Below are 18,020 nucleotides of genomic sequence, written 5' to 3'. Positions count from 1 at the left end.
CAGCACGTCCTCCGCCCGCTCGACGAGGTGCGCGCCCTGGCGCAGCAGGTCGTTGGAGCCGGCGCAGCGCGGGTCGAGCGGGCTGCCGGGCACGGCGAACACCTCGCGCCCCGCCTCCAGCGCCAGCCGCGCCGTCATCAGCGTGCCGGAGCGGTAGGCCGCCTCCACCACCACCACGCCCAGGCTGAGGCCGGCGATGATGCGGTTGCGGCGCGGGAAGTGCCGGGCGATGGGCGCCGTGCCGAGCGGCGCCTCGGCCACCACGGCGCCGCGCTCGGCGATCAGCCCCTGCAGCTCCAGGTGCTCGGGCGGGTAGGGCACGTCCAGGCCGCCGGGAATGACGGCGATGGTGGCGCCCGCCCGCAGCGCGCCCCGGTGCGCCGCGCCGTCGATGCCACGCGCCAGGCCGGAGGTGACGGTGATGCCGGCGGCGGCCAGCGCCTCGGCCAGTTCCTCCGCCATGCGGCGGCCAAGGCCGGAGCTGTTGCGCGCCCCCACCAGCGCCACCTGCGGCGCCAGCAGCAGCGCCGGGTCCCCCACCACGGCCAGCGCCGGCGGCGCGTCCGGCAACAGCGCCAGGAGAGGGGGATAATCCTCATCGCCCAGGAACAGGAAGCGGCCGCCCATCTCGGCCACCGCCGCCATCTCCCGCGCCACGGCGGCCTCCGGCGCGGGGCGGTAGGGGGTGCCGCTGCGCGCCGGCAGGCCGGGCACCGCCGCCAGCGCGGCGGCGCCGGAGCCGTGCCGGGCCAGCAGCTTCTGGAAGGCGATGGGGCCGATCCCCTCGGTGCGCGCCAGCCGCAGCAGGGCCAGCGCCTCGGCCGCGTTCCGCGTCACTTGTTCTTCTGGCCGATGCGCGGCTCGGTGCCGGCCAGCAGGCGGCGGATGTTGTCCTGGTGGCGCCAGATGATCAGCAGCGCCAGCACCAGCGCGAATCCGGCCAGCCGCAGATCGCCCGAGAGCAGCGCCACCAGCGGCGCCGCGGCGCAGGCGGTGAGCGCCGAGGCGGAGGAGATGCGCGTCACCTTCGCCATGACGAACCACAGCACGGCGCAGGCCAGCCCCACCCACCAGGCGGCGGCGAGCAGCACCCCGGCGCCGGTGGCGACGCCCTTGCCGCCCTTGAAGCCCAGCCAGACAGGAAAGATGTGGCCCAGCAGCGCCGCCAGCCCGGCCACCAGCCCGGCATCGCGGCCCCACAGCGCTCCCAGCGCCAGCACCGGCACCACGCCCTTCAGCGCATCCAGCAGCAGCGTCGCCGCCGCCACCTTCTTGTTGCCGGTGCGCAGCACGTTGGTGGCGCCGATGTTGCCGCTGCCGATCTGGCGGATGTCGCCGAGCCCTGCCGCGCGGGTCAGCAGCAGCCCGTAGGGCACGGAGCCGGAGAGGTAGCCGAGCAGCGCGGCGGCGAGCAGCAGGCTCATCCGAACACCCGCCGCCCGGCCTTCCAGGTGCCCAGCACCCGGCCTTCCAGCGCCCGTCCGTCGAAGGGCGAGTTCTGCGCCTTGCCGGGCAATTTGCCGGCCTCGACCTTCCAGGCCCGCTCGGGGTCGAGCAGCAGCAGGTCGGCCGGCGCGCCGCGTTCAAGCCGGCCCACCGGCAGGCCGAGCAGGGCGGCGGGGCGGCAGGTCAGCAGGGCCAGGGCCTGCGGCAGCGTCAGGTCGCCGCCATGCACGCGGGAGAGGGTGATGCCGAGCAGCGTGGCCAGCCCCGTGCCGCCGGCCGAGGCCTGGGCGAAGGGCAGGCGCTTGTCGTCGGCATCGGCCGGCTGGTGGTCGGAGGCGATGGCGTCGATCGTGCCGTCGGCCAGGGCCGCCACCACGGCCAGCCGGTCCGCCTCCCGCCGCAGGGGCGGGGAGAGCTTGGCGTAGGTGCGGAAATCGCCGATCGCCGTCTCGTTCAGGTCGAAATAGGGCGGCGCGGTGTCGCAGGTGACGCGCAGCCCCTCGGCCTTGGCGGCCCGGATCAGGTCGAGCGCCGCGCCGGTGGAGACATGGGCGAAGTGGACATGGCCGCCGGTGATGCGGGCCAGCGCGATGTCGCGCGCCACCATGATGGCCTCGGCCGCGGGGGGTATGCCGGCGAGGCCGAGCCGGGTGGCCAGTTCGCCCTCGGTGGCGACGCCGCCGCGTGCCAGGGAAGGCTCCTCCGGGTGCTGCACCACGAAGCTGCCGAAGGCGCGGGCATAGGAGAGGGCGATGCGCATGGTGCGCGCGCTGCCGATGGCGTGGCGCCCGTCGCTGAAGGCGATGGCGCCGGCCTCGCGCAGCAGGCCGTATTCCGAGATCTCCTGGCCGGCGCAACCCTTGGTGGCGGCGCCATAGGGCAGGATGGAGAGGCTGCCGGTGGCCTCGCCCCGGCGCAGGATGAACTGCAGCAGGGCGGCGTCGTCCAGCGCCGGCTGGGTGTCGGGCAGGGCGCAGAGGGTGGTGATGCCGCCCGCCGCCGCCGCCAGCGCCGCGCTCTCGATGGTCTCGCGATATTCCGCGCCAGGCTCGCCCAGGGCGGCGCGCATGTCGACGAGGCCCGGCGCCAGCACGGCGCCGCCGCAATCGACGGTCTCGGCCCCCTCCGGGTTGCCGAGCGCGCCACCATGATCGGCGATGACGCCGCGGCTGACCAGCAGGCTGCCCGGCGCATCCAGCCCCGAGGCGGGGTCGATCAGGCGGGCGTTGATGAACAGCGTGTCACGGGGGGTGTCGTGCATGGGGGCGGTCACAGCCGGGCGTTCCGGCGCATGTTGCGCGAGAGGATGTCGAGCACCGCCATGCGGACGGCGACGCCCATCTCCACCTGCTCGCCGATGACGCTGCGCGCCGGGTCGTCGGCGATGGCGCTGTCGATCTCGACGCCGCGGTTCATCGGGCCGGGGTGCATGACGATGGCATCGGGCCTGGCATGCGCCAGCTTGGCGGCATCGAGCCCGTAGAAGCGGAAGAACTCCCGCGCCGAGGGCACCAGCCCGCCGGCCATGCGCTCCTTCTGCAGGCGCAGCATCATCACCACGTCGGCGTCGCGCAGGCCGGCCTTCATGTCGTGGAACACCTCGACGCCCATCCGCGCCGCCTCGGCCGGGATCAGCGTCGGCGGCCCCACCACGCGCACCCGGCAGTTCATGGCGCTGAGCAGGTGGATGTTGCTGCGCGCCACCCGGCTGTGCAGCACGTCGCCGCAGATGGCGACGGTGAGGTTCTCCAGCCGGCCCTTGCGGCGGCGGATGGTCAGCGCGTCGAGCAGCGCCTGGGTGGGGTGCTCATGCGTGCCGTCGCCGGCGTTGATCACCGCGGCATCGACCTTCTGGCTCAGCAGGGCGGGCGCGCCGGACTGCGCGTGGCGCACCACCAGCAGGTCGCAATGCATGGCGTTCAGGGTGGAGGCGGTGTCGAGCAGCGTCTCACCCTTGTTCACGCTGGACTGGCTGACGGACATGTTGATCACGTCCGCCCCCAGCCGCTTGCCGGCCAGCTCGAAGCTGGTGCGGGTGCGGGTGCTGTCCTCGAAGAACAGGTTGATCAGCGTCTGGCCCTTGAGCAGGTCGCGCTGGGTCTTCCCGCTGCGGTTGAGCAGGGCATAGGATTCCGCCAGATCCAGGAGATCGGCGATATAGGGCGGCTCCAGCCCTTGCAGGGCCAGGAGGTGCCGGTGAGGAAAGGGCAGCATGCGGGACCAGTCCGGCTAGAGGCGGGGGACCATAGCCATACGTGCGCCGCGCCGGAAGGGCCGGCCGCCACCCTCGCGCCGGCCGCAGTGCTCAGTCCGGCGCCGCCGCCTGCGGCAGGGAGAGCAGCAGGCGCAGCAATTCGCCCTGGCGGCGTGTGCCGGTCTTGGCCAGCAGCGCCTGCACCTGGCTCCGTACCGTGCTCAGCCGCACCTCCCGCGCCTGCGCCACCTCCTCCGGGCTCAGCCCCTGGGCCAGGCTGGCGGCGACCCCCGCCTCGGCCGGCGTCAGGCCGAACAGGGCCATGAGCTGATCGGGCAGGGGCGGCGGAACGTCGCGCGGGTCGGAGATCAGCAGCAGCGCCAGCGGCGCCGCGCCGGGCATAGCCACCATGGTCTGCGGCTGGAAGGGTGCCACCAGCAGCATTAGCGCCGGCAGCCCCTCGGCGCGCGGGCAGCGCAGGGTGTTGGCGCGGCGCGGCGGGCCCATGGTGGTGGCCTGCGCCAGCAGCAGGGAGAACCGCTCATCCGCCGGGCCGTAGGTCAGGCGCAGCCGGCCGCCATTGCCGGTGGTGGCGCAGCCGCTCCGCTCCTCCAGCAGCCGCCGCGCCGCCCGGTTCATGAACAGGATGCGGCGGTCGGCGGCCAGGATGACGATGCCCCCCGTCATGCGGTCCAGCGCCTCGAAGCCCAGGCGCTGCGAGACCTCGGCCTGCTGGAGCCGCAGCTGCACCTGGGCGGCGCGGCGCAGATGCGGCCAGAGGCGCTGCAGGGTGCGGCTTTCCTCGGCCGTGAAGGCGCCGCGCTCCCGGGCGCGCTGCAGGCCGAAGCCCAGCACCTGGCCGTCCCCCACCGGCGTCACCCCACCGGCGACATAGAACGCCCCGTGCAGGTGATGCCGGAACAGGTCGTTGTAGATCTCGGACTGCGCCACCAGCGCGTCGGGCAGATGGTCCTGGCTCAGCATGAGCTGGCCGGGCATGGCGCGTGCCTGGTCCATGAAGATATCGCGCGGGAAGAAGTGGGCGGCGTAATCCTGGTTCACCGCGTCGGCCACGTTGTGGGTGGCCAGCAGCCGTGTCGTTCCCTGCTGCGGGCTGGCCAGTTGCAGTGCGGCCGAGGTGGCTCCCATGAGCAGCGCCACCCGTGCCAGCAATGCCTCCCACCCGGACTCGCTGGAGCCGCCATCCGCGGCCAGCCCGTAGAGATCATCGATCAGCGCGTCGAGGCGGTCTTCAGGCATGGCCCGCGCGGCCTCTTCCGGATTGTAACAGACTCCCACAATGGAACCGGCGGCCCGTCTGACGCAAGGCTCTGGCGTGAGGGTTGCGGCCGTGGGCGAGCCCGGGCCGCGCGCTCGGCGCCTTCCCCCCGCCCACCCCGCGCGCCTTCAGGCTTGGCGCGGGCCATCCGGGGCGCCACGCGTCGCGTCCAGCGCCGCCTGGAGCATGTAGGCCGCCGCGGCGGCATCCACCGCCTTGGCCCGCTTGCCGCGCGTCAGGTCGGCCTCCTCGATCATCATCCGGTTCACGGCGGAGGAGGAGAGGCGCTCGTCCCACAGCGCCGCCGGCAGGCCGGTGGCGGCGGAGAGGGCGATGGCCCAGTCCTTCGCCGCCTGGGCGGCCGGGCCGAAGGAGCCGTCTAGCCCCAGCGGCAGGCCGACCACCAGCCCGCCCGCTCCCTCCTTGCGCGCGATGGCGGCGATCTCGGCGGCGTTGGCGGCCAGCTTGCCGCGGGCCAGGCCCTTGTACGGGCTGGCCAGCATCAGCAGGACGTCGGACAGCGCCACCCCGATGACGCGCTTGCCGGGGTCCAGGCCGATCAGCCTTGCCTCGCGGGGCAGGGCGGTGCGGAGTTGGCTCAGGTTGAAGATGGGCATGGCGGTGTTTATGGTCCGCCCCCGTCGTCGCGCAATTGTTCCGCGCGAACCTGATCTGATCACTCTCCGGAAGAAAACGAATGTCGCTCGACACCGCCACAGTCCGGCGCGTCGCCTCGCTCGCCCGCCTCAGGGTGGAGGAGGCCGACCTGCCGCGCCTTGAGGCCGAACTGAATGGAATCCTGGGCTGGATCGAGCAGTTGCAGGCGGTCGACACCCAAGGGGTGGAGCCGATGGCCGGCGGCGGCGCCCAGGCGCTGCGGATGCGCGAGGACCGCGTGACCGATGGCGGCATCCAGGAGCAGGTGCTGGCCAACGCGCCGGACCGCGCCGGCGCCTTCTTCGCCGTGCCCAAGGTGGTGGAGTGAGCGGCATGACGCACCCGACCGAACTGACCATCGCCGGCGCCCGCCGCGCCCTCGCCGCGCGCGAGATCAGCGCCGCGGAGCTGACGCGGGCGCATCTCGACGCCATCGCGGCGCTCAACCCGCGCCTCAACGCCTACATCACCGTGACGCCGGAACTCGCCGCCGCCCAGGCGGCCGAGGCCGATGCGGCGCTGGCGCGCGGCGAGGCCGGTCCGCTTGCCGGCATCCCGCTGGCCATCAAGGACCTGTTCTGCACCGCCGGCACCCGCACCACGGCGGGCAGCCGCATCCTCGGCGATTTCGTGCCGCCCTATGAGAGCACGGTGACGGGCAACCTGCTGCGCGACGGCGCGGTGTTCCTGGGCAAGGCGAATCTCGACGAGTTCGCCATGGGCTCCTCCAACACCTCCTCCGCCTTCGGCGCGGCCGAGAACCCGTGGAAGCGCCAGGGCGACGACACCGCGCTGGTGCCCGGCGGCTCCTCCGGCGGCTCGGCGGCGGCGGTGGCGGCGCGCCTCGCCCTCGGCGCCACGGCGACCGACACGGGCGGCTCGATCCGCCAGCCGGCGGCCTTCTGCGGCGTCAGCGGCATCAAGCCCACCTATGGGCGCTGCTCGCGCTTCGGCATCGTGGCCTATGCCTCCTCGCTCGACCAGGCGGGGCCGGTGGCGCGCACGGTGGAGGATTGCGCCATCCTGCTCGGCTCCATGGCGGGGTTCGACCCGAGGGACTCCACCAGCGCCGATGTGGCGGTGCCGGATTTCGCCGCGGCCGTGGCACGCGGCGTGAAGGGGCTGCGCATCGGCATCCCGCGCGAATACCGGGTGGAGGGGCTCTCCCCCGAGATCGACGCGCTGTGGCGGCAGGGCATGGACTGGCTGCGCGCCGAGGGCGCCACGCTGGTGGACATCAGCCTGCCGCACACGAAATACGCGCTGCCCACCTACTACATCGTGGCGCCGGCCGAGGCTTCCTCGAACCTCGCCCGCTATGACGGCGTGCGCTTCGGCCTGCGCGAGAATGGCGAGGACCTGAAGGACCTCTACGAGCGGACCCGCGCCGCCGGCTTCGGCGATGAGGTCAAGCGCCGTATCCTGATCGGCACCTACGTCCTCTCCGCCGGCTATTACGACGCCTACTACGTCAAGGCGCAGCAGGTGCGGGCGCTGATCAAGCGCGACTTCGACCAGGCCTGGGCGCAGGTGGACGCCATCCTGACCCCCGCCACCCCCACCGCCGCCTTCGGCCGGGACGAGAACCAGGACGACCCCGTGGCGATGTATCTGAACGACGTCTTCACCATCACCGCCAACCTGGCGGGCATCCCCGGCATGTCCGTGCCGGCGGGGCTGGATATGAAGGGGCTGCCGCTCGGCCTGCAGGTGCTGGGCCGCCCCTTCGACGAGGAGACGGTCTTCGCCGTCGGCGGCGCCATCGAGCGCGCGGCCGGCTTCCACGCGCTTCCCGCTCTGAGGGCCGCGGCATGAGCTACACGATCGAGGGCAGCACCGGCCCGTGGGAAGTGGTGATCGGGCTGGAGGTGCACGCCCAGGTCACCTCGATGGCCAAGCTGTTCAGCGGCGCCGCGACCGAGTTCGGCGCCGAGCCCAACAGCCAGGTCAGCTTCATCGATGCGGGCTTCCCCGGCATGCTGCCGGTGATCAACCGCGAATGCGTGGCGCAGGCCGTGCGCACCGGCCTCGGGCTGAACGCGCAGGTGAATCTGTGGTCGCGCTTCGACCGCAAGAACTACTTCTACGCGGACCTGCCGCAGGGCTACCAGATCAGCCAGTACCAGTACCCGGTGATCGGCACGGGGCAGATCGAGATCCAGCTCGGCGACGGCAGCACCAAGACCATCGGCATCACGCGGCTGCACCTGGAGCAGGATGCCGGCAAGTCGCTGCACGACCAGCACCCGAGCAAGAGCTACATCGACCTCAACCGCTCGGGCGTCGCGCTGATGGAGATCGTCTCCGAGCCGGACATGCGCTCCCCGGAGGAAGCCGGCGCCTACCTGACAAAGCTGCGACAGATCCTGCGCTACCTCGGCACCTGCGACGGCAACATGGAGCAGGGTTCGCTGCGCGCCGACGTCAACGTCTCCGTCCGCAAGGCGGGGGAGGGGTTCCGCACCCGCTGCGAGGTGAAGAACGTCAACTCCATCCGCTTCGTCATGCAGGCTGTGGAGGCCGAGGCGCGCCGGCAGGTGGAACTGTGGGAAGCGGGCGAGGAGGTGGTGCAGGAGACCCGCCTGTTCGACACCACCCGCGGCGTCACGCGCTCCATGCGCTCCAAGGAGGATGCGCATGACTACCGCTACTTCCCCGACCCCGACCTGCCGCCGCTGGTGCTGGAGCAGTCCTGGGTGGACAGCCTCAAGGCCGCCCTGCCGGAACTGCCCGACGCCCGCCGCGCCCGCTATGTCGGCGATTTCGGCCTGACGCCCTATGACGCCCATGTTCTGACTCTGGAGAAGGAGACGGCCGCCTTCTACGAGGCCGTGGCGAAGGGCCGCGACCCCAAGATGGCCGCCAACTGGATCACCGGCGATTTCTTCGCCGGGCTCAACCGCGTGGGCGCCAGCATCGGCAGCTCGCCGGTCAGCGCCGAGGACCTCGGCGCGCTGCTCGACCTGATCTCCGACAACACCCTCTCCGGCAAGCTCGCCAAGGAGGTGCTGGAGGCGATGTTCGAGACCGGCAAGGCGCCGGGCCTCATCGTCGAGGAGCGCGGCCTGAAGCAGGTGACCGACACCGGCGCGATCGAGGCGGTGATCGACCAGGTGATGGCTGCCAATGCCGGCAAGGTGGAGGAATACCGCTCCGGCAAGGACAAGCTGTTCGGCTTCTTCGTCGGCCAGACGATGAAGGCAATGCAGGGCAAGGGCAACCCGGCCCTGGTGAACGAGCTGCTGAAGAAGAAGCTGGGCTGACGCCAGCCTCGCCGCGTGCTTCCCTTCCGGCCTCGAACCATGAAGGCCGGGAGGGCCCGCCGCGCTATGATCACCCTCTACACCTGGAACACCCCCAACGGGCGCAAGATCAGCGTCGCGCTGGAGGAGATGGGGCTGCCCTACACCGTCAAGGTGGTGGACATCACCAAGGGCGAGCAGTTCGACCCCGAATTCCTGAAATTCTCGCCCAACAACCGCATCCCCGCCATCATCGACGACGAGGGGCCGGACGGGCAGCCGATCACCGTCTTCGAATCGGGCGCGATTCTGCTCTACCTCGCCGAGAAGACCGGGAAGTTCCTCCCCGCCGATCTGCGCGGCCGGGTGCAGGTCTGGGAGTGGCTGATGTGGCAAATGGGCGGCTTCGGCCCGATGCCGGGGCAGGTGCACCACTTCCTGACCCGCCCCGAAGGCCCGGCGCGCGACTACGGGCTGGAGCGCTACCGGACCGAGACGCGCCGCCTCTACGGCGTGCTGGAGCGGCGCCTCGCGGGGCGCGACTTCGTGGCCACCGAGGGCGAGCCGAGCATCGCCGACTTCGCCATCCTCGGCTGGGCCTGGCGGCATGAGCGGCACCTGGGCAGCCTCGACGAATTCCCGGCCGTTGCCGCCTGGTATGCCCGCATGATGGGCCGCCCCGCCGTGGCGAAGGGCTTCTCCGTCCATCTGGGCTGAGCCTGGACGTGGCTGGGGAGGGGGTGCCGAACTCTATCCCCAGCTTTTTCACCCCCGGGGCCGTGAGTGTGTTTGACGTGGCCCCCGCAGAACGCTAGAAGCGGCCTCGCATACGCCGTGAAACTTCAACACCCTGCGGAGGGGTGGCCGAGTGGCCGAAGGCGGCGGTTTGCTAAACCGTTAAACGGGGATAACCCGTTTCGTGGGTTCGAATCCCATCCCCTCCGCCACCCTCTCCTGCTGACATCACAGATTTCGCGGCCGCATGAGGCCTGCTTCCCTGAAGTCGCTATGGCGCATTCAGGTATGGAATGCTGCGTGATAGGGCGGCGAGCACGTCTTCGTTCACGAGAACTTGACGGGGAGTGGCAAGGCTGTAACAGATCATTGTCAAGCCAAGCCTGCTCAAAGCCGACCTCGCCGGGAATGTTGATGCGCCTCTCGCACTTTGTCGCCCTTGCGGCAGCAACATCCGTTGCCGCGTGCCAGCAGCCTGACCAGGACTGGGCCAACAAGGCCGCCCTTCAGGCCGGCGCACCCCTGGAGAATGCCGCCGCGCTGCGGGAGGCGCAGACTGCGCGCTTCCCTGAGACCTCCGAGCAGCGCCTGCTCGTCGAGGCGACCCAGGTTCTGCAGGATCTCGGCTTCACCATCGAGGAAAGCGCCCCCCGCTACGGCGTACTCGCCGGCAGCAAGGACCGCGACGCGACCGAAGCCGGCCAGGTGGTCGGGCAGGTGGCGCTGACTGTGGGCCTGGCGCTGCTGGGCGTGCGGTACAACCCGGTCTACGACACCGATCAGGTGATCCGGGCGACGCTCACCACCCAGCCACTCGGCACGCACGACAGCCAGTTGCGCGTCTCCTTCGAGCGCATCGTCACGACGAACCAGGGCTTATCCCGGGTCGAGCGCCTCACCGAGGCGGAGTTCTCCAGCGGCTTCTTCGAGAGGGTGCGCGCCGGCCTGGCGCGCGCGGCATGAACCGGATGCGCACCATTTTGCCCCTGGCACTGCTTGCGCCGCTTCTCGCCGCCTGCGCCCAGCAGCAAACGGTCTTCGAGCCCAGCCGCAAGCCCGCCACCGAGCTGCGCGCCGCCCAGATCCGCCTGGTGCCGGTGGATGCCGAGTCCGCCATGCGCGGCGTCATCGCCACCCTGCACGACCTCGGCTACCGCATCACCAAGGTTGAGCCGGAGGCGGGAACCGTCTCCGCCACCCGCGTCACCGCGCTGCGCATGGCGGTGGTGGTGCGCCCGCGCTCGCCAGGGGAATCCGTGGTGCGTGCGAATGCCACCATCGTCGCACCGCTGCGCGAGGCGCAGGTGGACAGCGCCGAGTTCTACCAGAAGAATTTCTTTGCCCAGCTGGCCGCGACGCTGCAGCGTGAGGTGGCCGAGGCGCCGGCGGATGTGACCGCCCCGGAGGCCCAGCGCCCCACCGCCGAACTGAACACCATCCAGGAGCGCGAGGCCGCCGCCCGCGCTGTCGCGCAGCCCGCCACGGCGAGCCCTGCAAACGGAGCTTCTTCCCGATGAATGCGATACGCCGTCTGCTGCCGGCCCTGGGCCTGGCCGCCCTCCTGGCTGGTTGTGCCTCCGCCGAGGACCATGCCCGCAGCGTCGCGGCGGGCCGCGAGGCGCAGGACCGCATGACGGTCGGCACCGTCCAGCGTGAGATCCGCGTGGGCATGAGTGGCGCGGAGGTGGCGGCGGTGCTGGGCTCGCCCAACATCGTCACCACCGACGAGCAGCGCCGCGAAACCTGGGTCTATGACCGCATCGCCACCGAGCAGGTCTATTCCAGCTCCCAGGGCGGCGCGGGGGTGCTGTTCCTGGGCGGGGCGAGCGGGCGCGCCGGGGCCGCCAGCACCTCGCAGCGGACCCTCACCGTGATCATCCGCTACGACGCGGCCGGCATGGTGCGGGATTTCTCCTACCGCTCCTCGAGCTTCTGAGCCGGGGGCGCGGGTCATGCGGCGGCCCTCCCGCCCGCGGCGCCGTAACGTTCTGGCCGTGCTGCCATCCGCGGCGCTGGCCGGCTGCGCGCCCACGGCCGAGCAGCAGGCGGCCGCCTTCATGCCGAGCGCCGCGGCGACCGCGCTGCGCGCCCGGCAATCCCGCCGTTTCGACACGGCCGACCGGGAACTGATGCTGCAGAGCACCGTCGGCGCGCTGCAGGATCTCGGTTATCTCATCGAGGAGACGCAGGCGGCGCATGGCGTCGTCGTCGGCACCAAGAACACAAGCGGGCGCGTCCGCGCGCAGGTGGTGCTGCGGCCGGGCGCCGATGGCCGGAGCATCCTGGTCCGCGCTACCTTCCAGACCATTGTCCCGCGTCCGGGTGCCATGATCGCCATGGGGGAGACCCTGGAAGATCCGGCCATCTACCAGGGCTTCTTCGAGAAGCTGGCGCAATCCGCCTTCCTCACCGCCCACGAGATCTGAGTCCTGCCCGGAAATCCCTTCATGCTCCGTTTCGCCTCCGCCATGGCCCTGCTGCCGCTGCTGGCCGCCTGCCAGATGGACAGCCGCCAGCAGGTGCTCGGCAGCGCCAACAGCCAGGCGGCGCAGCGCGCCATCTCCACCCGCGCCTTCGAGACGGCGGATAAGGCCAAGGTGTTCCAGGCGGCGCTCAGCGCACTGCAGGATTTGGGCTTCGTGGTGGACCGCGCCGACACCGTACTGGGCACCATCAGCGCCACGCGCTACGGCAATGGCGGATTGGTACGCTTCACCGTCACGCTGCGCCGCGGCGAGGGCAACCGGACCATCGTCCGCGCCTCCGGCCAGATGAATCAGTACGAGCTGTCCGATCCGGCGCCGTTCCAGCGCTTCTTCGAGACCCTGTCCCAGGCCCTGTTCCTGCAGGCCAACGCGATCGAGTAAGCGTGCATTAAGGCGGCGCCGGCATGCCGCTTTACGCCTTATCGTGTCATATGACGAATTGACACCCTCCGACCCCGATGCCAGCCTGCTTCCGGAACAGCCTTTCCTCGCGGCACCCGTACGCATGGCGCGTGGGGCCTCCGGGGGCGGGGCGGGCGGTAAGCGGCCGTCAGTGCCGCCAAGGAGGAAACCACCATGAGCACGACACGCCGCAGCCTGCTGCGGGGCGGGACCGGCCTGGCCGGCGGGGCGCTTCTTGCCACCGGCGCGGCCGCGCAATCCTTCCCCTTCACGCCGAACCAGCGCTACCCGGACCCGGCGGTGCAGATCCTCGACCCGAGCTTCGCGCGCTACCGCATCTACAGCAGCACGCTGGAGCAGGTGGCGACCGGCATGCGCTGGGCGGAAGGGCCCGCCTACTTCCCCGAAGGCGGCTACCTGCTGTGCAGCGACATCCCGAACAACCGCATCATGAAGTTCGACGAGAAGGATGGCCGCTTCACCGTCTTCCGCGAGAACGCCAACTACAGCAACGGCAATGCGCGAGACCGGCAGGGAAGGCTGCTCACCTGCGAGCACTCCGTCACCCGCCGCGTCACGCGGACGGAGAAGGATGGCAGCATCACGGTGCTGGCGGACAGCTTCGAGGGGAAGCGGCTGAACGCGCCGAACGACATCGTGGTGCGCTCGGACGACACGATCTGGTTCACCGATCCGCTGTTCGGCATCAACGGCGAGTGGGAGGGCAGCCGCGCCCGCCCCGAGCAGCCGACGACGAATGTCTACCGCATCGGCACGGACGGGAAGCTCAGCGCGGTTATCACCGATCTGGTCAACCCCAACGGCCTGGCCTTCTCGCCGGATGAGAGCAAGCTCTACGTCGTGGAATGGAAGGGCACGCCCAACCGCAGCATCTGGCGCTACGACGTGCAGGCGGATGGCCGGGTGGCGAACAAGACCAAGTTCATCGACGCCGCCGACCAGGGCGCGCTGGACGGCTTCAAGGTGGACCGCGACGGCAATCTCTGGTGCGGCTGGGGCAGCAACGGCGCGCTGGAGGCCGAGCCGCGCGAGGTGGGCGGGCGCCGTGTCTACGCGCTGCGCGGCAAGCCGGAGGAGCTGGACGGGGTGATGGTGTTCAACCCCGAGGGCAAGGCCATCGGCTTCATCCGCCTGCCGGAGCGCTGCGCCAACCTGGCCTTTGGCGGCCCGAAGAACAACCGGCTCTACATGACCGCCAGCCACTCCCTCTATGCCCTGCATGTGGAGGCGCATGGCGCGGTGTAGGCCGCGCCGGCCGGCGGGGAGCCGCCCGGTCAGATCCCAGGTCAGATCCCCAGATCGGCCAGGCTGACCACCGGCACCAGCGCGCCGGCCTGCAGGGCCGGGGCGTGTGGCGGGCGCTGCAGCAGCGCATCCGCGCCCGCCAGGATGCGCAGCATGGCGCTGTCCTGCCGCGTGGCGGGCACCACCACGGCGCGGCCTTCGGCATCGGTCTCCAGCCGGGCGCGCATGTATTCCTCGCGCCGGTCGTTCTCCGGCAGGGCAGCGCCGAGCCGCACCATGCGCAGCGGCAGCGGTGCCGCCGGCAGGCCGGAGAGCCGCGCCAGCGCCGGCCACAGGAACAGCACGGAGCAGACCAGCGCCGAGACCGGGTTGCCCGGCAGGCCCAGCACCGGCGTCTCGCCCAGCCGCCCCCAGATCAGCGGCTTGCCCGGCCGCATGGCGATCTTCCAGAAATCCAGCGTGAAGCCGTGCGGGGCGAGGGCGGATTGCACCAGATCGTGCTCGCCCACGCTGGCGCCGCCCGTCGTCACCAGCATCTCGCAGCGCCGCGCGGCCTCGGCCGCGGCGCCGATGGCGTCGTGGTTGTCGCCGGCGATGGGCAGCACCACCGGCACGCCCCCCGCCGCACGCACCAGCGCCGCCAGCATGTGTGCGTTGGAGGAGACGATGCCGCCCCCCGGCAGCGGCTCGCCCGGCAGCACGATCTCGTCGCCGGTTGCCAGGATGGCGATGCGCGGCGCGCGGTGCACGGCGAGCCAAGCATGGTTGCCGGCGGCGGCGAGGCCGATGTCGCGTGCCGTGAGGCGGCGCCCGGCCTCCAGCAGCGTGTCGCCCGCGCGGAAATCCATGCCGGCGCGGCGGATCCAGCGGTCGGGCCGCACCGCCTCGTTGACGCGCACCGTGCCCCCGGCGGCGGTGGCGTCCTCCTGCAGCAGGATGGCGTCCGCCCCCTCGGGCACCGGCGCCCCGGTGAAGATGCGCACCGCCTCGCCCGCGCCGACCGTGCCGGCGAAGGGATGGCCCGCCGGCGCCGCCCCGGTGACGCGGAGCGTGGCCCCCTCCAGGGCATCGGCCGCGCGCACGGCATAGCCGTCCATGGCGGAGACATCGGCCGGCGGCTGGGTCAGGCGGGCCGCCACGGGGCGGGCCAGCACGCGGTTCCAGCCCTCGGCCAGCGGCACCGTCTCGGCGCCGCAGGGGGAGAGGGCCTCCAGGATGCGGCCGCGCGCTTCCTCCACGGAAATCATCAGGACGCCTCCCAGACCCCGGACTTGCCGCCTTCCTTGCGGGCGAGGCGGATCGCCTCGATGCGCATGCCGCGGTCGATCGCCTTGCACATGTCATAGACCGTCAGCGCCGCGACGGAGACGGCGGTAAGCGCCTCCATCTCCACCCCCGTGGGGCCGGTGGTCTTCACCCGTGCCTCGATCTCCACCGTGTCCTGCCCGGCCGGGGTGAGGTCCAGCTTCACCGAGGAGAGGGCCAGCGGGTGGCAGAGCGGGATCAGCTCGGCGGTGCGCTTGGCGGCCATGATGCCGGCGATGCGCGCCACGCCCAGCACGTCCCCCTTGCCGATGCCGCCCGCGCGGATCGTCTCCAGCGTGGCCGGCGCCATCACCACCCGCCCGCGGGCGATGGCGAGGCGGGCGGTCTCCGGCTTGCCGGAGACATCGACCATCACGGCGCGGCCTTCGGCATCGAAATGCGTCAGGCCGGCCGGCGCGCTGTCCTCGGAGGGGCCGCTCATCCCGCCTGCACCATGGCGCGGGCGGCCCCGGTCACGTCCGCCTGGCGCAGCAGGTGCTCGCCCACCAGGATGCAGCGGGCGCCGACGGCGGCCATGCGGCGCACATCCTCCGGGTCGCGCAGGCCGCTCTCGGCCACCGGGATGCGGTCGGCGGGCACCATCGGCACCAGCGCCTCGGCGGTGGCCAGGTCGGTCCTGAGGCTGCGCAGGTTGCGGTTGTTGATGCCGATGAGGCGGGTGTGCAGCCCGAGCGCGCGCTCCAGCTCGCGCTGGTCGTGCACCTCGGCCAGCACCGACATGTCCAGGCCGCGGGCGACATCCTCCAGCTCGCGCGCCTGCGCGTCGGAGAGGGCGGCCATGATCAGCAGGATGCAGTCGGCGCCCATCGCCCGCGCCTCGAACACCTGGTAGGGGTCGATCATGAAGTCCTTGCGCAGCACCGGCAGGGCGCAGGAGCTGCGGGCGGTGACGAGGTCGGCCGGCGTGCCCTGGAAATACGGCGCGTCGGTCAGCACGGAGAGGCAGGCGGCGCCGGCGGCCTCGTAGGCTTTGGCCAGCCCGGCGGGGTCGAAGGGCTCGCGGATCAGCCCGCCCGAGGGCGAGGCCTTCTTGATCTCGGCGATCAGCCCGATGCGGCCCTCGGCCACGGCGTTGCAGAGCGCGCCGGTGAAGTCGCGCGGCTTGCCGGCATCCTGCGCGCGCTTCTCCATCTCGCCGAGCGGCGTGGCGGCGGCCCGCTCGCGCACCTCCACCTCCTTGTCGGCCAGGATGCGGAGGAGTGTGTCGGGCAGGGTATCAGCGTTCATGGTCATCTCTTGCAGCCCTGGGCGCGGGGGGAGAAGCGTGCCGGGGCTTCATGGGGGGAGGTCGGGTGGTCTGGTGCGCGGCCGGGCCTTCAGCCCGGAGAAATCTCGGCCGGCGGCGCATGGGTGGCGTGCCGCAGCCGCTCCAGCGCCGCCAGGGCCGCGCCCTCGTCGATGGCGCGGGCCGCGCGGGCGGCGGCGCCCCTCAGATCGTTTGTTTCGCTGGCGACGACAAGGGCGGCGGCCGCGTTCAGCACCACGCAATCGCGATAGGGGCCATGCGCGCCCCGCAGCAATTCCACCAGCGCGGCGGCGTTCTCGGCCGGGTCGCCGCCCTTCAGCGCCGCCATCGGCGCCTCCGGCAGCCCGGCATCGGCCGGGGTGAGGGTGAATTCATGGATCTGGCCGCCGCGCAATTCCACCACCTGGCTGGGGCCGGAGAGGGCCAGCTCGTCCATGCCCTGGCCGTGCACCAGCCAGGCGCGCTCGCTGCCGGTGCGGGAGAGGGTCTCGGCCATCGGGCGCAGCCATTCCGGGGCATAGGCGCCGGTCATCTGCCGCTTCACCCGCGCCGGGCTGGTCAGCGGCCCGAGCAGGTTGAAGATGGTGCGGGTGCCAAGCTCGACGCGCGGCCCGGCGGCGTGGCGCAGCGCGGCATGGTGGCGCGGCGCCATCAGGAACACCATGCCCGCCTCGCGCAGCACCGCCGGCAGCGCCGGCAGCGGCACGTCGAGGTTGATGCCGAGCGCCGAGAGCGCGTCCGAGGCGCCGGATTTCGAGGAGAGCGCGCGGTTGCCGTGCTTGGCCACCGGCACGCCGCAGGCGGCCACCACGAAGGCCGTGGCGGTGGAGATGTTCAGCGTGCCCATGCCGTCGCCGCCGGTGCCGACGATGTCGATGGCGCCCTCGGGCGCCTCGACGGCGTTCATGCGGGCGCGCATGGCGCGCACCGCGCCGGTCATCTCCGCCACCGTCTCGCCACGCACGCGCATGGCCATCAGCATGGCGGCGATCTGCGCCGGCGTGGCCTCGCCCTCCATGATCAGGCCGAAGGCGTGCTCCGCCTCGCTCTCGGCCAGCGTCTCGCCCTCGGCGAGGCGGGCCAGCACCGGCTTCAGCGTGTTCATGCCGCCTGCCGCTCCGGCGCGGGCAGGTCGGCGCCGGCCATGGTCAGGAAGTTGCGCAGGATGTCGTGCCCATGCGCGCTGGCGATGCTCTCGGGGTGGAACTGCACGCCCCAGATCGGCAGGTCGCGATGCGCCAGGCCCATGATCAGCCCGTCCTCGGTCCAGGCCGTCACCTCCAGCTCCGGCGGCAGCCCCTCGCGCCGCACCACCAGCGAATGGTAGCGCGTGGCGGGGAAGGGGCTGGGCAGGCCCTTGAACAGGTCGGTGTCGCGGTGGTGCATCGGCCAGACCTTGCCGTGCACCGGCACCGGCGCGCGCTCGACGATGCCGCCGAAGGCATCGCCGATCGCCTGGTGGCCGAGGCACACCCCCATCAGCGGCACGCGCCTCGCGGCGGCGGCGTGGATCAGGGGGAGGCAGATGCCGGCCTCGCGCGGGGTGCAGGGGCCGGGCGAGAGCAGGATGGCCTGCGGCTCGAGCGCCAGCGCCTCCTCCGGCGTCAGCGCGTCGTTGCGCCGCACCTCCACCTGCGCGCCGAGATCGCCCAGGAAGTGGTAGAGGTTGAAGGTGAAGCTGTCGTAATTGTCGATCAACAGGATCATGGTGCGCGATCCTTCTCCCCTGGGCGGGTGCGGG

General features: G+C 71.8%; 21 protein-coding genes and 1 tRNA gene. 11 read left to right on the top strand and 11 right to left on the bottom strand.

Going from position 1 to position 18,020, the window contains the following annotated elements:
• The 6 genes from dprA to ruvX form a co-directional block, all read right to left on the bottom strand.
• Positions 1-837: DNA-processing protein DprA (gene dprA / locus ACZJYS_RS08360; RefSeq protein ID WP_493177118.1), on the bottom strand; the 837-nt coding region annotated here is incomplete at its 3' end.
• Complete coding sequence (plsY, locus tag ACZJYS_RS08355) at positions 834-1,424, bottom strand: glycerol-3-phosphate 1-O-acyltransferase PlsY (RefSeq protein ID WP_493177115.1); 591 nt, start codon at positions 1,422-1,424, stop codon at positions 834-836. The genes dprA and plsY, both read right to left, overlap by 4 nt.
• Positions 1,421-2,707, bottom strand: coding sequence for a dihydroorotase (locus ACZJYS_RS08350; protein ID WP_493177113.1), 1,287 nt, complete (start codon positions 2,705-2,707; stop codon positions 1,421-1,423). The genes plsY and ACZJYS_RS08350 overlap by 4 nt, the downstream gene beginning before the upstream one ends.
• Positions 2,708-2,715: 8 nt before the next feature.
• Positions 2,716-3,660 (bottom strand): aspartate carbamoyltransferase catalytic subunit, encoded by a 945-nt coding sequence (locus ACZJYS_RS08345; RefSeq protein WP_109515433.1) that lies wholly within the window; start codon positions 3,658-3,660, stop codon positions 2,716-2,718.
• A gap of 91 nt (positions 3,661-3,751) precedes the next feature.
• Positions 3,752-4,900 carry a helix-turn-helix transcriptional regulator gene (locus ACZJYS_RS08340; protein WP_379648387.1) on the bottom strand — a complete coding sequence of 383 codons (1,149 nt, stop codon included), beginning with the start codon at positions 4,898-4,900 and terminating at the stop codon, positions 3,752-3,754.
• Positions 4,901-5,047: 147 nt separating this feature from the next.
• On the bottom strand, positions 5,048-5,536 hold the full coding sequence (gene ruvX, locus ACZJYS_RS08335) for a Holliday junction resolvase RuvX (protein WP_493177110.1): 489 nt from the start codon (positions 5,534-5,536) through the stop codon (positions 5,048-5,050).
• A gap of 80 nt (positions 5,537-5,616) precedes the next feature.
• On the opposite strand from ruvX, the gene gatC reads away from it, so the two are divergent.
• From gatC to ACZJYS_RS08280, 11 genes are all read left to right on the top strand, one after another.
• Entirely contained in the window at positions 5,617-5,904 is a 288-nt protein-coding gene (gatC, locus tag ACZJYS_RS08330) for an Asp-tRNA(Asn)/Glu-tRNA(Gln) amidotransferase subunit GatC (RefSeq protein WP_109515436.1), read from the top strand.
• A 5-nt stretch (positions 5,905-5,909) separates the two neighbouring features.
• Positions 5,910-7,391 (top strand): Asp-tRNA(Asn)/Glu-tRNA(Gln) amidotransferase subunit GatA, encoded by a 1,482-nt coding sequence (gatA, locus tag ACZJYS_RS08325; RefSeq protein WP_493177109.1) that lies wholly within the window; start codon positions 5,910-5,912, stop codon positions 7,389-7,391.
• Positions 7,388-8,839, top strand: a complete 1,452-nt coding sequence (gene gatB, locus ACZJYS_RS08320) for an Asp-tRNA(Asn)/Glu-tRNA(Gln) amidotransferase subunit GatB (protein WP_109515438.1) — start codon at positions 7,388-7,390, stop codon at positions 8,837-8,839. Before gatA ends, gatB begins: the two co-directional genes overlap by 4 nt.
• A 66-nt stretch (positions 8,840-8,905) precedes the next feature.
• Entirely contained in the window at positions 8,906-9,535 is a 630-nt protein-coding gene (locus tag ACZJYS_RS08315) for a glutathione S-transferase family protein (RefSeq protein ID WP_109515439.1), read from the top strand.
• A 137-nt stretch (positions 9,536-9,672) separates the two neighbouring features.
• Positions 9,673-9,765 (top strand) — tRNA-Ser (locus tag ACZJYS_RS08310).
• Between the two features lie 202 nt (positions 9,766-9,967).
• Positions 9,968-10,516, top strand: coding sequence for a hypothetical protein (locus ACZJYS_RS08305; protein ID WP_379648395.1), 549 nt, complete (start codon positions 9,968-9,970; stop codon positions 10,514-10,516).
• Between the two features lie 17 nt (positions 10,517-10,533).
• Positions 10,534-11,070 carry a hypothetical protein gene (locus tag ACZJYS_RS08300; RefSeq protein WP_493177105.1) on the top strand — a complete coding sequence of 179 codons (537 nt, stop codon included), beginning with the start codon at positions 10,534-10,536 and terminating at the stop codon, positions 11,068-11,070.
• Positions 11,067-11,489, top strand: coding sequence for a hypothetical protein (locus ACZJYS_RS08295; protein WP_493177104.1), 423 nt, complete (start codon positions 11,067-11,069; stop codon positions 11,487-11,489). Before ACZJYS_RS08300 ends, ACZJYS_RS08295 begins: the two co-directional genes overlap by 4 nt.
• Positions 11,490-11,547: 58 nt before the next feature.
• A complete protein-coding gene (locus ACZJYS_RS08290) occupies positions 11,548-11,979 on the top strand; it encodes a hypothetical protein (protein WP_146201945.1) in 432 nt (143 codons plus the stop codon).
• A gap of 21 nt (positions 11,980-12,000) precedes the next feature.
• The gene (locus tag ACZJYS_RS08285) at positions 12,001-12,420 is read left to right on the top strand and encodes a hypothetical protein (protein ID WP_379648398.1); all 420 of its coding nucleotides are present in this window, start codon (positions 12,001-12,003) and stop codon (positions 12,418-12,420) included.
• A 195-nt stretch (positions 12,421-12,615) separates the two neighbouring features.
• The gene (locus ACZJYS_RS08280; protein ID WP_493177101.1) at positions 12,616-13,707 is read left to right on the top strand and encodes an SMP-30/gluconolactonase/LRE family protein; all 1,092 of its coding nucleotides are present in this window, start codon (positions 12,616-12,618) and stop codon (positions 13,705-13,707) included.
• Positions 13,708-13,748: 41 nt separating this feature from the next.
• Here the strand turns inward: ACZJYS_RS08280 and ACZJYS_RS08275 are convergent, their stop codons facing one another.
• From ACZJYS_RS08275 to ACZJYS_RS08255, 5 genes are all read right to left on the bottom strand, one after another.
• A complete protein-coding gene (locus tag ACZJYS_RS08275; protein ID WP_493177098.1) occupies positions 13,749-14,954 on the bottom strand; it encodes a molybdopterin molybdotransferase MoeA in 1,206 nt (401 codons plus the stop codon).
• A complete protein-coding gene (gene moaC / locus ACZJYS_RS08270; RefSeq protein ID WP_493177096.1) occupies positions 14,954-15,454 on the bottom strand; it encodes a cyclic pyranopterin monophosphate synthase MoaC in 501 nt (166 codons plus the stop codon). The genes ACZJYS_RS08275 and moaC overlap by 1 nt, the downstream gene beginning before the upstream one ends.
• Positions 15,451-16,260 (bottom strand): indole-3-glycerol phosphate synthase TrpC, encoded by an 810-nt coding sequence (gene trpC, locus ACZJYS_RS08265; protein WP_493177095.1) that lies wholly within the window; start codon positions 16,258-16,260, stop codon positions 15,451-15,453. The genes moaC and trpC overlap by 4 nt, the downstream gene beginning before the upstream one ends.
• A gap of 89 nt (positions 16,261-16,349) precedes the next feature.
• Positions 16,350-17,384, bottom strand: a complete 1,035-nt coding sequence (trpD, locus tag ACZJYS_RS08260; protein WP_109518591.1) for an anthranilate phosphoribosyltransferase — start codon at positions 17,382-17,384, stop codon at positions 16,350-16,352.
• The gene (locus tag ACZJYS_RS08255) at positions 17,381-17,986 is read right to left on the bottom strand and encodes an anthranilate synthase component II (protein ID WP_493177091.1); all 606 of its coding nucleotides are present in this window, start codon (positions 17,984-17,986) and stop codon (positions 17,381-17,383) included. The genes trpD and ACZJYS_RS08255 overlap by 4 nt, the downstream gene beginning before the upstream one ends.
• Between the last annotated feature and the right edge of the window lie 34 nt (positions 17,987-18,020).

The organism is Roseomonas sp. TS2, assembly GCF_058833935.1.
The sequence above is the reverse complement of the archived record's forward strand: the minus strand, read 5'-3'. Positions and strand labels throughout refer to the sequence as shown.

Coding starts and splice junctions, on each gene's coding strand:
- moaC (WP_493177096.1), bottom strand. CDS start 15,454: ATGAGCGGCCCCTCCGAGGACAGCGCGCCGGCCGGCCTGACGCATTTC.
- ACZJYS_RS08275 (WP_493177098.1), bottom strand. CDS start 14,954: ATGATTTCCGTGGAGGAAGCGCGCGGCCGCATCCTGGAGGCCCTCTCC.
- gatA (WP_493177109.1), top strand. CDS start 5,910: ATGACGCACCCGACCGAACTGACCATCGCCGGCGCCCGCCGCGCCCTC.
- plsY (WP_493177115.1), bottom strand. CDS start 1,424: ATGAGCCTGCTGCTCGCCGCCGCGCTGCTCGGCTACCTCTCCGGCTCC.
- ACZJYS_RS08285 (WP_379648398.1), top strand. CDS start 12,001: ATGCTCCGTTTCGCCTCCGCCATGGCCCTGCTGCCGCTGCTGGCCGCC.
- gatC (WP_109515436.1), top strand. CDS start 5,617: ATGTCGCTCGACACCGCCACAGTCCGGCGCGTCGCCTCGCTCGCCCGC.
- ACZJYS_RS08255 (WP_493177091.1), bottom strand. CDS start 17,986: ATGATCCTGTTGATCGACAATTACGACAGCTTCACCTTCAACCTCTAC.
- ACZJYS_RS08295 (WP_493177104.1), top strand. CDS start 11,067: ATGAATGCGATACGCCGTCTGCTGCCGGCCCTGGGCCTGGCCGCCCTC.
- ACZJYS_RS08350 (WP_493177113.1), bottom strand. CDS start 2,707: ATGCACGACACCCCCCGTGACACGCTGTTCATCAACGCCCGCCTGATC.
- gatB (WP_109515438.1), top strand. CDS start 7,388: ATGAGCTACACGATCGAGGGCAGCACCGGCCCGTGGGAAGTGGTGATC.
- ACZJYS_RS08345 (WP_109515433.1), bottom strand. CDS start 3,660: ATGCTGCCCTTTCCTCACCGGCACCTCCTGGCCCTGCAAGGGCTGGAG.
- trpD (WP_109518591.1), bottom strand. CDS start 17,384: ATGAACACGCTGAAGCCGGTGCTGGCCCGCCTCGCCGAGGGCGAGACG.
- ACZJYS_RS08315 (WP_109515439.1), top strand. CDS start 8,906: ATGATCACCCTCTACACCTGGAACACCCCCAACGGGCGCAAGATCAGC.
- ACZJYS_RS08305 (WP_379648395.1), top strand. CDS start 9,968: ATGCGCCTCTCGCACTTTGTCGCCCTTGCGGCAGCAACATCCGTTGCC.
- ACZJYS_RS08340 (WP_379648387.1), bottom strand. CDS start 4,900: ATGCCTGAAGACCGCCTCGACGCGCTGATCGATGATCTCTACGGGCTG.
- ACZJYS_RS08280 (WP_493177101.1), top strand. CDS start 12,616: ATGAGCACGACACGCCGCAGCCTGCTGCGGGGCGGGACCGGCCTGGCC.
- trpC (WP_493177095.1), bottom strand. CDS start 16,260: ATGAACGCTGATACCCTGCCCGACACACTCCTCCGCATCCTGGCCGAC.
- ruvX (WP_493177110.1), bottom strand. CDS start 5,536: ATGCCCATCTTCAACCTGAGCCAACTCCGCACCGCCCTGCCCCGCGAG.